We start from the raw sequence: 11,764 nt of genomic DNA on the forward strand, positions 1-11,764 counted from the left end.
CGGGGGCGGGCGGCGCGGGCGTGGGCGGCGTCATCCGATGGCCTGCCGAGTGTTGAATGCGTCGATGGCCTCGGCGACGCCGAAGGCGGGCGGCGGCGGCTCGTTGGCGACGTACAGCTTCTCGGCGACCGAGCGCGGGAGCGGAAGGTGCTCGAAGTGGCCCCGGACGACGCGGTCGGGGCCGACCGGGCGGGGCACGAACCGGGTGACGGGGGTGACGCGGAACTGTTCGCGGCCGTGCGAGACGAGCAACGCGATCTCGGTGACCTTGCGGGAGCCGTCGGCGTGCCGGGAGAGCTGGACGACGACCTCGACGGCGGAGTTGATCTGGTCCTTGAGCGCCTCGAAGGGGATCTGGACCTCGGACATCGAACCGAGGGTCTGCAGACGCATGAGGGCGTCCTCGGCGGAGTTCGCGTGGACGGTGGCGAGCGAGCCGTCGTGGCCGGTCGACATCGCCTGGAGCATGTCGAGGGTCTCGCCGCCGCGGACCTCGCCGACGATGATGCGGTCGGGGCGCATGCGCAGGGAGTTGCGGACCAGGTCACGGATGGTGACCTGGCCCTTGCCCTCCACGTTCGGGGGTCGGGACTCGAGGCGGATGACGTGCTCCTGCTGGAGCTGGAGTTCGGCGGAGTCCTCGATGGTGATGATGCGCTCGTGCGAGGGGATCAGCCCGGAGAGCGCGTTCAGCAGGGTGGTCTTGCCGCTGCCGGTGCCGCCGCTGACGATGACGTTGAAGCGGGCCCGGACGAAGGCCGCGAGCAGCATGAGCATCTGCTCGTCGAGCGAACCGAGGCCGATCAGTTCCGGGAGCGTGTAGGCGCGCGGGAAGCGGCGGATGGTGAGGGTGGGGCCGGTCAGGGCCAGCGGCGGGATGATGACGTTGACGCGCTCGCCGGTGGGCAGGCGGGCGTCGACCATCGGGTTGGACTCGTCGACGCGGCGGTTGACCGTCGAGACGATGCGCTCGATGGTCTGCATGAGCTGCTCGCTGGACGCGAAGCGGAGCGGCAGCTGTTCGACGCGGCCGGCCCGTTCCACGAAGATCGAGTCCGGGCCGTTGACCATGATCTCGGTGATCGAGGCGTCGGCGAGGAGCGGTTCGAGGACGCCCAGCCCGAGGGCCTCGTCGACCACCCTGCGAATCAGCTGGGAGCGCTCCGCGGTGGAGAGGACGGGGCCCTCACGGCTGATGATGTGGCCGAGGACGCGTTCGAGACGGACCCGGCGTTCGGCCGCCGCCAGGCTGGACATCTCGGCGAGATCGATCTCTTCGAGGAGTTTCGCGCGGTAGACGGCGACGAGGTGTCCGTCCTCACGGGCGGGTCCCCCCTCGTCGGGGGCGGCGATACGGGAACGCAGGCTCATGGTCTCGGCTCCTCCCGGTCAGTCGTCGGTGGGCATGGTGGCGTGGCGGGTCACGTCGTAATCGCCGAAAAGGGGAATCACGCCGGGGACATGGACCGTGACCGTCGCGGTGGTGGTCTCGGCGCCCTGATCCGGCGTGACGTCCGGGTCGAGCCAACCGCTCACGGCGGCCTGTCCCGCCGCGATGCCCGCCGCGGGGCCGCCCTCTTGCGAGGCGGCCCGCGCGGCGGCGCGCGCCCCGGAACCGGCCTGGCTGACGCCGTACCCGATGAGGCCGAGCTGGATGGCCGCCATCCCGATGAGCAGCAGGATGGGCAGGAACCCGGTGAACTCCAGGATGGAGACACCCCGGTCGCCCCGGAGCCGGCGCGCGGCCCGGAACCTGCCCGAGGGGCGGAGCGCGATCATGGCGCGGTGCCAGGTCATGCCCCGGCGACCGGTCACGGCGCGGACGAATCTCCTGGGTCCGGACCTGTGCGCGGCGCGGCGTCCGCTCGTGGAAGCGGGCCGGCGCGCGGCACGGAATCCGTTCGTGGCGCCGGACCGGGGCACGGTGCGAAGCCGGGTCGTGGCGTCGGGCCCGTGCCTGGCCCGGGACCCGCGCCGGAGGTGCGTCCTCATCCGTCGTCCCCCTCCAATGCCGCGCCCGCGCTGCCCCGTACGTGGAACCCGGCGTCGAATCCCGGGAAGAACAGCGGGACGTCGACCTCGACGGTGGCCCTCATGACGGAGCCGGCCGGACCGCAGTCGATCTCGGCGCCGCTCCAGGCCCCCGGCAGATGCTCGCTCCCCGCCGCCGCGCACGCGCCCGCGACGTCTTCGTTCACCGCGTACGCGGCGGTGGCGGCGCGTGCCGCCTCGTCCGCCGCGTTCCCGGCGAGCGAGTACGAGTAGCCGTACAGCACGGCCTGCCACAGGATCGTCATGACGACGAGCAGCAGCGGGAACATCCCGGCGAATTCGAGGGTGACTGCTCCCCGGTCGCCGCCCCGTCGCCGCAGCGTCAGCGCGCCCCGGTCCGACGAGGACGCCTTGCGCCGCCTGCCGCCGCCCCCGCCTTCCTGGGCGACCACGAGATCCAGCTCGCCGGCCAGCGCCCACAGGGCCTGTTTGACCGTCGAGCGGGCGTCCAGGTCCTGGAGCCGCCCCGCGTCGACGACCGACTGGAGTTCCTTGAAGGCGGCGGGGACCGCGGAGCGGGCGACCTTGGTGCCGGTGACGCGTTCGACGAGGGACGGCTGGATCTCCGTACCGCGGGCGAAGCGGTTCACGACCGTCGTGGTCTCCTCCGCCTTGCGGATCTGGAGGCGGTCCCACATGCGGACCATGCGCTTGGCGGCGCGGACGGCGATGACGTCGGGGGTGACGAGCAGCAGGGCCTGGTCGGCCATCTCCACGGCCGCCGCGGTGGCCGAGTTCATCTGGGAGCCGCAGTCGACGACCACCACGTCGTGCCGGGAACGCAGCGCGCCGAGGACCTGGCGGGCCACGCGGTCGGTGACCTCCTCGCCCCGTTCGCCCTCGGCGGGGGCGAGCAGCAGGGCGATGCCGCTGTCGTGGGTGTAGACGGCGTCCTGGAGGACGCGCGGGTTGATGTCGCTGATGGCCGCCAGGTCGGCCACCGAGCGGCGGAACTGCACGTCGAGGTACGACGCCACGTCCCCGGACTGGAGGTCCAGGTCGACCAGGGCCACGCTGCGGCCGGACGCCCTTGCCGCGAGGGCGAGTTGGACCGCCGTGACGGTCGCTCCGACGCCGCCCTTCGCGCCGGTCACCGTGACGACGGTGCCGCCGGGGCCCGCGTACAGCTCGGGGGCGCCGCTGTGCAGATGGCGGCGCATCCCGGCGGACCAGGCGGCGGCGGCCTGGACGCGCTCGGCGAGGGCGTCGTAGCCGAGCGGCAGGCCGATGATGCCGCGGGCGCCGGAGTCCATGGCGGCGGTGAGGACGCCGGTGCTGGTGTCGGCGGTGATGAGGATGACCCCGACGGCGGGGAAGCGCATCACGAGGTCGCGGATCAGGTCCAACGCCGGTACGGGGCCTATGCGTTCATGGACCAGGACCACTTCGGGGAGCTCGTCGAGGGACTCGGCGGCGAGCCGCGCGAGGGTGTCGAGGAGCGCCGTCGAGTCGGGTACGGGCGGGGCGGGTTCGGTGTCGGCGAGCTGGCTCAGCAGAGTGGTGAGCGCGCGGGCCGAGTCGATGTCGCCGACGGCGGGAAGGATGCGGACGGTCATCGGCCCAGCCCCGCTTCCACGTGCCGCGGACCGGCCGCTGGGCCCGGCACCCCGCGAACCCGCCACCGAGCCGCGGACGACCGTCCCCGCGGTCCGTCCGTCTGCCGCACGCCGGGGCCTCGGTCCGGACCCGTACGCCTCGGACTCGTAAGCGACCCTCGGCACCGCCCCGTGGGCATGGACCTCATGCGCGGCCTCCTACTTGTCCTCGTCGAGGGTGTACGTACGGTCGCCGGGCGCGACGGCCGCGTCGGAGCCGCCCGCGACCAGGGCGAGCCGGACATGTTCGGCGAACGACTCGGCGTACGCGACACGTTGGGCGTCGGCGGTGCCGAGGGCGAAGGTGATGGGGACGGCCTGGTTGGCGCTGTTGCGCCGGTCAGAACTGGACTGGCCGGGGTCGAGGGCGGTGAGCTTGCCGACGTCGATGACGCGCGCGTTCTCGACGATCACCTTGGACTGGTCGGTGCCCTTGTCGTTCTCGGCCTTGAAGGTGGCGTAGATGTTGACCCGCGAGCCGGGGTTGATCTTGCCCGCGACACCCGTCGCCGCGTCGATCAGGATGGCGATCTCCTGCTGCCCGGGCACCAGTCGGGGCCGGTCCACGATCATGTCGGCCTGCAGCAGGGAGCCCTTCTCCAGGCGGGTGACGGCGATCTTGCCGCGGATGCGGGAGAGGCTGGTGACGGCGGTGGACGACAGCCACCGCTCGGGCATCGAGATCTTCTCGAACTGGTCGGCCGACAGCTCCTTGTAGGGCGCGATGTCGTTCTTCAGGCGGTACGCCGTGACCTCCGGGCCGACCTTGGAGTTCACGTCGCGGATCACCGAGAGGACTCCGGCGAAGGCGCCGAGGGCGCACAGGACCGAGAGGACCAGCAGGATGACGCCGCGGCGCTGGCGCGAGTTCACTGAATCTCACCTCGTGGTGCGGTACCGGGGACTGGACCGAGCTGTCTTTCCTGCCGGGGAGCCGGGGAGTGTCCCCCGGGGTGATGCAGCATGTTCCGGACAACCTCGATCTACGGCGGACGGCGGGGTCGAGCGGTCGTGCCTGGTGCTGTTCAGATGTGCCCGAGGGGCCTAGGTGGCGCCTCGGGGCAGAGCGCGTACCGGAGAGGCTGCCCGGACGACGGTGGCCGGAAGCTCCGGTGCGGAAGGCGGTGGCAGGGGCGCGGCGCAGAATCCGCAGCGGTCACCGATGAGTTCGAGGCCGCACCAGTGGCACTCCTCCCGCCGGACGGACGAGACGAGCTGGTAGAGGACGGAGACGTCGTACAGGCCGGCGGCGAATTCGACGAGCCGTGACGTGCCCCACCAGCGGGCCGATTCCTCGGGCAGCGGGACGGTCGCGACGCCCTGGACGCGCCAGGCGGGTGCGAGGGTCTCGGTGACCCAGTCGGAGGGCGGCTGGCCCGCGGCCCAGAGCAGCCGGGTGCCGAACTCCGGTCCTGGCAGCTCGTCCTGACCGACTCTGATCAGTTCGGGCCGCGGATTGGCGAGTACGGCGAACTGGGCGCCCGGAACCCACGACTTGGCGTGCGACTTCAGCGAGACCGGGACCCGGTCGAGCTTGGCGACGGAGCCGAGCAGGGCGCCCGCGTAGATGTAGTGGGCGAGCAGCCGGGCGGCGGAGGCGAGCACGCCGGGGCTGAAGTCGCAGACGGAGAGCTGGCGCAACTGCTGGGCCAGCAGGGCGATTCCGAGCGGTGGCAGGTCGATGCCGAGCAGCGCGATGCGGTCGCTCTCCAGGACGGAGCGGACGGTGTGCAGCCGCTGGGTGACGGCGCCCTCGACGGAGGACGGATAGAGGGAGATGACATACCCGTGCTGCTCGATGAGCGCGTGCATCCCGGTGAGGGAGTTCTCCAGGGTGTCGAGCGGCTGGACGACCGCCGGCGGGGTCTGCCGGTCGTGCGGTGGGAGCACCAGATCGGGACTGGTGACGGCTATCGCGGTCGGCACGCTGCACACACCCCGTTCGCTGGGGCGGGGTGGTCAACCACCGCCTCAGATCGCCCCTTTTATCGCCATGGAGCGTCACGGACGACCACAAACGGCCGCAGATCGTCACTGTGACGTCCTCTTGCATCAGCACCATATCCACGGCATGGCCCGCTCAACACCGAATCTCCGAGATCATCTCACCGAAGGTGCGGGCGTGATCAACGGAGAGTGAGCCGGGCGATGACAACTCAACCCCTCGGTAAGGGTGTTGAGAACTCCAGAGGTCTTGACAACCAGATTGGTCTGGACCAACTTGTATCCACCGGCGGTGGCCACCGTTCCGTTCCCCCTCCCCCACCTCTTCCCGGAGGACCCAGTGGACCGCGTCACCCGTATGCCCAGGCGGAGATGGGCGGGAGCCCTCGCCGCCGCCGTCACCGCATCCGTCCTCTCCCTCACCGGCCTGGCCGGCCAGGCCCAGGCCGCCGACGTCAACAACGCCAAGAACGGCGGCTACGAGTCCGGCCTGAGCAACTGGACGTGTTCGGCGAGCAGTGGTGCGACCGTCTCCTCGCCGGTGCACGGCGGCTCGGCCGCGCTGAAGGGCACGCCCGCGGGGCAGGACAACGCCAAGTGCACCCAGTCCGTCGCCGTCAAGCCCAACTCGACGTACACGCTGAGCGCCTGGGTGCAGGGCGGCTACACCTACCTCGGGGCCACCGGCACGGGGACGACGGACGTGTCGACGTGGACGCCCGACTCCTCCTCCTGGAAGCAGTTGACGACCACCTTCACCACCGGTGCCTCGACGACGTCGGTGACGGTCTACACGCACGGCTGGTACGGACAGGCCGCCTACTTCGCCGACGATCTCTCGGTGTTCGGCCCCGACGGCGGCGGTGGCGGGGACCCGGCCCCGACGGTCCCGGCGACCCCGGCCGGACTCTCCGTGCCGTCCACGACCTCGTCGTCCGTCTCCCTCGCCTGGAACACGGTGTCGGGCGCGACCGGCTACAACGTCTACCAGGGCGGCTCCAAGGTCCAGTCGGTGACCGGGACCTCCGCGACCGTCTCGGGACTCGCCGCCTCCACCTCGTACTCCTTCCAGATCACGGCGACCAACTCGGCCGGTGAGTCGGCGAAGTCGTCGGCCGTCACCGGGACGACGACCGCGTCCTCGGGCGGCGGGGGCGGCGGAAGCGTGCCCGCGCACGCCGTGACGGGCTACTGGCAGAACTTCAACAACGGCGCGACCGTCCAGAAGATCTCCGCCGTGCAGTCGCAGTACGACATCATCGCCGTCGCCTTCGCCGACGCCACGAGCACGCCGGGCGCGGTGAGCTTCACCCTCGACTCGGCCGGGCTCGGCGGCTACACCGTCGACCAGTTCAAGGCCGACATCAAGGCCAAGCAGGCCGCGGGCAAGAAGGTCATCATCTCCATCGGCGGCCAGAACGGCACCGTCTCGGTGAGCGACTCGGCGTCGGCCACGAACTTCGCCAACTCCGTCTACTCCCTGATGCAGACGTACGGTTTCGACGGCGTCGACATCGACCTGGAGAACGGCCTCAACGCCACCTACATGTCACAGGCGCTGCGGTCCCTGTCCGCGAAGGCCGGCTCGTCCCTGGTCATCACGATGGCCCCGCAGACGATCGACATGCAGTCCACGTCGAACGCCTACTTCCAGACCGCCCTGAACATCAAGGACATCCTCACCGTCGTCAACATGCAGTACTACAACAGCGGTTCGATGCTCGGCTGCGACGGCAAGGTCTACTCGCAGGGCTCGGTGGACTTCCTGACGGCGCTCGCCTGCATCCAGCTGGAGGGCGGCCTCGCCCCGTCCCAGGTCGGCCTCGGCCTCCCCGCCTCCACCAGCGGCGCGGGCAGCGGCTACGTCTCCCCGACGATCGTGAACAACGCCCTCGACTGCCTGACCAAGCTCACCAACTGCGGTTCCTTCAAGCCCTCCAGGACCTACCCGGCCCTGCGCGGCGCGATGACCTGGTCGACGAACTGGGACGCCTCGGCCGGCAACGCCTGGTCGAACGCGGTGGGCCCGCACGTGCACGCGCTGTAGTTCCGTCCCCGCTCCCCGCCTGTCCCACTCCGCCCCCGCTCGCCGCAGCCGCGACGAGCGGGGGCGGCGGTCTTCGGGGACCGCGCCGCGGAACGGGTCCGGCGACGCGGAACGGGTCCGGCGGCGCGGAACGGGTCCGGCGACGCGGCCGGCGCCGGGCTCCCGCAGCCGCAACCGCAACGCAACCGCTCAGAAGAACTCCGACCACGGCTGGTCCCAGACCTGTTTGGCACACAGGATCAGGAACAGGACGCCCGCGATCACGAGCATGGCGTTGCTCAGGAGCCCGTTGCGCCATTCCCGGGGCGTGCGGGAGGAGTTGAGGAGCCGGAGGAGGGTCAGGGCGAGGAAGGGGAGGAAGGCCGCGCCCAGGACTCCGTAGAGGATCACCAGGCGGAACGGCTGCCCCTGGAAGAGGAGCACGATCGGCGGGAAGGTCAGCCAGAGAAGGTACGCGCGGAAGGCCCAGGACTTGTCGCGCCGCCCCGAGGCGACCTCCTCGCCCCTCGCCGGCCCGCCGCGGTAGTGCGCCACGAAGTCGGCGAACATCAGGCTCACGCCGTGCCAGACGCCGATCAGCGAGGTGAAGGACGTGGCGAAGAAGCCGATCAGGAAGAACTTCGCGGTCGCCGTGCCGTATTCGGCCGCGAGGAGGTCACTGAGCTGGAGCAGACCCTTGTCGCCGCTCGCGATGGCCACCTGGGCGGAGTGGAGCAGTTCCGCGCCGACGAAGAGCATCGCGATCACGAAGATGCCCGTGGTGACGTAGGCGACGCGGTTGTCGAGCCGCATGACCTTCATCCAGCCGGTGTCGGTCCAGCCCTTGGCGTTGACCCAGTAGCCGTAGGCGGCGAGCGTGATGGTGCCGCCGACGCCGCCGATCAGGCCGAGTGTGTTGAGGACGGAGTCCTTCTCGTCGGGCAGGACGGGGAGCAGGCCCGCGAACGCGTCCGGCAGGTTCGGGGTGACCCGGATGGCCAGGTACACCGTCACCAGGAACATGACGCCGACCAGGACCGTCATGACCTTCTCGAAGACCTCGTACTTGTTGAACCAGACGAAGACCAGGCCGACCAGTCCGCAGGCGATGCCCCACCACTCGAGGTCCATGACGCCGGGGAACAGCGCCTGGAGCGGCAGCGCGCTCGACGACATCGCGGCGGCGCCGTAGACGAAGCCCCAGACGACCACGTACACGACGAAGAAGTACGTGGTCCACCGGCCCAGGCTCGCCCAGCCGTCGAAGAGCGTGCGCCCGGTGGACAGATGCCAGCGGCCGGCCGCCTCGGCCAGCGAGATCTTGACCAGGCAGCCGATCACGGCGGCCCAGAGGAGGGTGTAGCCGAAGCTGCTGCCCGCGATGAGGGTCGCGACGAGGTCACCGGCTCCGACACCGGTCGCGGCGACCACGATGCCGGGCCCGATGTACTTCCAACTGGACTTGCGGGGGCGGAAGACGGTCGCTGCGGTCTCCCCTGACGCTGACTTCCCACTGGTCTCCGTCATGCGATTCAAGAAAGCGCAAAGGGCGAGGGCGGCACAAGGGCGCGTACGCCGATCGCCACGCGATCCACGCAGGGCGGTCGCAGGAGGTCCCGCGGCCCGGGCCTCGGGGGCGCTGGCCAGACCCGCCCCCGCCAATGCCCGCACACCCCGACCCGCACCCCGACCCGCACCCCGCTCACGGCCGGCTCACGGCCGGCTCACGGCCGGCTCACGGCCGATTCACGCCACCGGCCCTCTGACACACCTTGACCTGCTCATGCCATGGGCCCACCATGAGCGCCACACCCGCACCAGGCACGTCGCCATGGACCACCCCCCGCTCCACTCCCCACATTCCGGAGATCCCGGAATTCCTGGAGAAACAAGGAGACTTCATGCGACTTCGCATACGCGGCAGCGCCCGCGGCAGCACCGACGGCAAGGGCAGAGGCGGCCGGCGCGGCGCCGCGCTCGCCGTCCTCGCGGCCCTCGCCCTCGCCGCTCCCCTCACCGCCACCGCCCCCGACGCCACGGCGAGCGGGGCGAAGGCCCCCGCACCCTCGGCCGACGACATCAGGCAGTACGAGATCCATCAGAGCTCGACTCCCGTGTCGCGTACGGCGATCCAGCAGTCCGGGGTCACCGTGGACGAGGCCGACGAGGAGACCGTCGTCGTCTCGGGCCGCGCGGACCAGATCAGCAAGCTGCGCCGGGAGGGCTACGACGTCTCCCTGCTGGGCTCGGCGCCCGACCGCGCCGCAAGCGCCTCCGACGTGCGCCTCTTCGACTTCCCGACGGCGGACGCGAAGTACCACAACTACGCGGAGACGAACGCGGAGATCGACCAGCGTCTCGCGGCCTACCCGAGCATCATGAGCAAGAGGGTGATCGGCAAGTCCTACCAGGGCCGGGACATCGTCGCTATCAAGGTCAGCGACAACGTCGCGACCGACGAGAGCGAACCCGAGGTCCTCCTCACCTTCCACCAGCACGCCCGCGAGCACCTCACGGTGGAGATGGCGCTGTACCTGCTGCGTGAGCTCGGGGCGGGCTACGGCAGCGACTCCCGCGTCACCAGCATGGTGAACAACCGCGAGATCTGGCTCGTCCCGGACCTCAACCCGGACGGCGGCGAGTACGACATCGCGAGCGGCTCCTACCGCTCGTGGCGCAAGAACCGCCAGCCCAACTCCGGTTCCTCGTACGTCGGTACGGACCTGAACCGCAACTGGAACTACAAGTGGGGCTGCTGCGGCGGCTCTTCGGGTTCCACGTCCTCGGAGACCTACCGCGGGACGTCGGCCGAGTCGGCTCCCGAGGTGAAGGTGGTCGCCGACTTCGTCCGTGGCCGGGTGGTCGGCGGCAAGCAGCAGATCAAGGCCGGCATCGACTTCCACACCTACAGCGAGCTCGTGCTGTGGCCGTTCGGGTACACCTACTCCGACACGGCGACGGGGATGACGGCGGACGACTACAACGCCTTCAAGACCGTCGGCCAGAAGATGGCCGCGAGCAACGGCTACACGGCCGAACAGGCCAGTGACCTGTACATCACGGACGGCTCGATCGACGACTACCTCTGGGGCAGCCAGAAGATCTTCGACTACACCTTCGAGATGTATCCGTCGTCCAGCTCCGGCGGCGGCTTCTACCCGCCCGACGAGGTCATCGAGCGGGAGACGTCCAGGAACCGGGACGCGGTGCTCCAACTCCTGGAGAACGCCGACTGCATGTACCGGTCCATCGGCAAGGCGGCCCAGTACTGCGCCTAGGAGGCAGGCCGGTCGATGACCGGGGAACCGCGCGCCCCGCGTGACCGGGCGCGCGGTTCCCCGTACCGCTTACGGCTTCTCGCCCTCGTCCTTCGTCCCGGCCGCCTCGGAAGCGGACGTGTCCGAAGCGGGCGCCTCGGAAGCGGACGTGTCGGAATCCGATGCCTCCGAAGCATCGGAAGCATCCGTCGCCTCGGATGCTTCCGACGTCTCGGCCGCGCCGGACGCCTCGAGTTCCTCGGGCACCTCGGCAGACGTGGTGTCCTCGGCGTCCTCCGTGTCTTCGCCGTCCTCGAAGTAGACGTCCAGGACGGCGTCGAGCTGTTCCTCCCACTCCTTGAACCGTGACCGCGCGCTCGCCTCGATCTCGAGGGGATACCAGCGGCGGTCCGGCGTGTGCACCGTCACGGTGAACCTCTTGCCGAAGCGCGGCGACTCCGTCTCGACGGCACCGATCTCGTCCCAGCGGAACTCCGCCTCCTGGTCGTCCAGACGCAGGCGTACGCCGCTGTGGTCGGCCGTGACCGAGGCGCGCCGGTCGGAGGCCTCGAAGACGGGACCGTCGGGGGCGGGGCCGGATTCCGGCTCCGCCCGGGACTCCTGTTCCGTCCCGGAGTCGGATTCCGCTTCGGACGCGGGCTCCTTCGGGGTCTCGGCGGCGGGCGCCTCGTCGGACGCCGCGTCGCCGGGGACCGACTCGTCGGAGACGGTCCCCTCGGCGGCGGCCTCCTCGGTCCCCTCGACCGCGTCCTTCGGCTCCGCCGGCACGGGTGACGTAAGCCCGGGGATGTACGCCGGGTTCACCGCGGCGGCGTCCAGGGGCTGGCTCTTCGAACCTATGCGCTGCTCCACAGCGGGAAGTATGGTCG

The 11,764-nt window shown here is 70.5% G+C and carries 9 protein-coding genes; 2 read left to right on the top strand and 7 right to left on the bottom strand.

The window, feature by feature from the left end:
- Positions 1 to 30 precede the first annotated feature (30 nt).
- From OOK38_RS08170 to OOK38_RS08190, 5 genes are all read right to left on the bottom strand, one after another.
- The gene (locus OOK38_RS08170) at positions 31 to 1,371 is read right to left on the bottom strand and encodes a CpaF family protein (protein WP_266762251.1); all 1,341 of its coding nucleotides are present in this window, start codon (positions 1,369 to 1,371) and stop codon (positions 31 to 33) included.
- Between the two features lie 18 nt (positions 1,372 to 1,389).
- Positions 1,390 to 1,815 (bottom strand): TadE/TadG family type IV pilus assembly protein, encoded by a 426-nt coding sequence (locus OOK38_RS08175; protein ID WP_266762250.1) that lies wholly within the window; start codon positions 1,813 to 1,815, stop codon positions 1,390 to 1,392.
- Between the two features lie 173 nt (positions 1,816 to 1,988).
- On the bottom strand, positions 1,989 to 3,608 hold the full coding sequence (locus OOK38_RS08180; protein ID WP_266848285.1) for an AAA family ATPase: 1,620 nt from the start codon (positions 3,606 to 3,608) through the stop codon (positions 1,989 to 1,991).
- A gap of 198 nt (positions 3,609 to 3,806) precedes the next feature.
- On the bottom strand, positions 3,807 to 4,520 hold the full coding sequence (gene cpaB, locus OOK38_RS08185; RefSeq protein WP_266762246.1) for a Flp pilus assembly protein CpaB: 714 nt from the start codon (positions 4,518 to 4,520) through the stop codon (positions 3,807 to 3,809).
- Between the two features lie 171 nt (positions 4,521 to 4,691).
- Positions 4,692 to 5,573 (bottom strand): hypothetical protein, encoded by an 882-nt coding sequence (locus tag OOK38_RS08190; protein ID WP_266762244.1) that lies wholly within the window; start codon positions 5,571 to 5,573, stop codon positions 4,692 to 4,694.
- A gap of 376 nt (positions 5,574 to 5,949) precedes the next feature.
- Between OOK38_RS08190 and OOK38_RS08195 the strand changes: the two genes are divergently transcribed.
- The gene (locus OOK38_RS08195) at positions 5,950 to 7,638 is read left to right on the top strand and encodes a chitinase (protein ID WP_266765832.1); all 1,689 of its coding nucleotides are present in this window, start codon (positions 5,950 to 5,952) and stop codon (positions 7,636 to 7,638) included.
- Positions 7,639 to 7,827: 189 nt separating this feature from the next.
- Here OOK38_RS08195 and OOK38_RS08200 read toward each other — a convergent pair whose 3' ends face one another.
- Positions 7,828 to 9,144: an Nramp family divalent metal transporter gene (locus OOK38_RS08200; protein WP_266762242.1), complete on the bottom strand. Its 1,317-nt coding sequence runs from the start codon at positions 9,142 to 9,144 to the stop codon at positions 7,828 to 7,830.
- Positions 9,145 to 9,518: 374 nt separating this feature from the next.
- Between OOK38_RS08200 and OOK38_RS08205 the strand changes: the two genes are divergently transcribed.
- Positions 9,519 to 10,895 carry a M14 family metallopeptidase gene (locus OOK38_RS08205; protein ID WP_266762240.1) on the top strand — a complete coding sequence of 459 codons (1,377 nt, stop codon included), beginning with the start codon at positions 9,519 to 9,521 and terminating at the stop codon, positions 10,893 to 10,895.
- A gap of 69 nt (positions 10,896 to 10,964) precedes the next feature.
- Here OOK38_RS08205 and OOK38_RS08210 read toward each other — a convergent pair whose 3' ends face one another.
- Complete coding sequence (locus OOK38_RS08210) at positions 10,965 to 11,747, bottom strand: hypothetical protein (protein WP_266762238.1); 783 nt, start codon at positions 11,745 to 11,747, stop codon at positions 10,965 to 10,967.
- Positions 11,748 to 11,764: the final 17 nt, after the last annotated feature.

The sequence above is a fragment of the Streptomyces sp. NBC_00568 genome, assembly GCF_026341855.1.
In the GTDB taxonomy this organism is placed as follows: Bacteria; Actinomycetota; Actinomycetes; order Streptomycetales; family Streptomycetaceae; genus Streptomyces.

Excerpts from the sequence above, each read along its gene's own strand:
- OOK38_RS08200 (WP_266762242.1), bottom strand. The coding sequence starts at position 9,144 with ATGACGGAGACCAGTGGGAAGTCAGCGTCAGGGGAGACCGCAGCGACC.
- OOK38_RS08205 (WP_266762240.1), top strand. The coding sequence starts at position 9,519 with ATGCGACTTCGCATACGCGGCAGCGCCCGCGGCAGCACCGACGGCAAG.
- OOK38_RS08195 (WP_266765832.1), top strand. The coding sequence starts at position 5,950 with ATGCCCAGGCGGAGATGGGCGGGAGCCCTCGCCGCCGCCGTCACCGCA.
- OOK38_RS08170 (WP_266762251.1), bottom strand. The coding sequence starts at position 1,371 with ATGAGCCTGCGTTCCCGTATCGCCGCCCCCGACGAGGGGGGACCCGCC.
- OOK38_RS08180 (WP_266848285.1), bottom strand. The coding sequence starts at position 3,608 with ATGACCGTCCGCATCCTTCCCGCCGTCGGCGACATCGACTCGGCCCGC.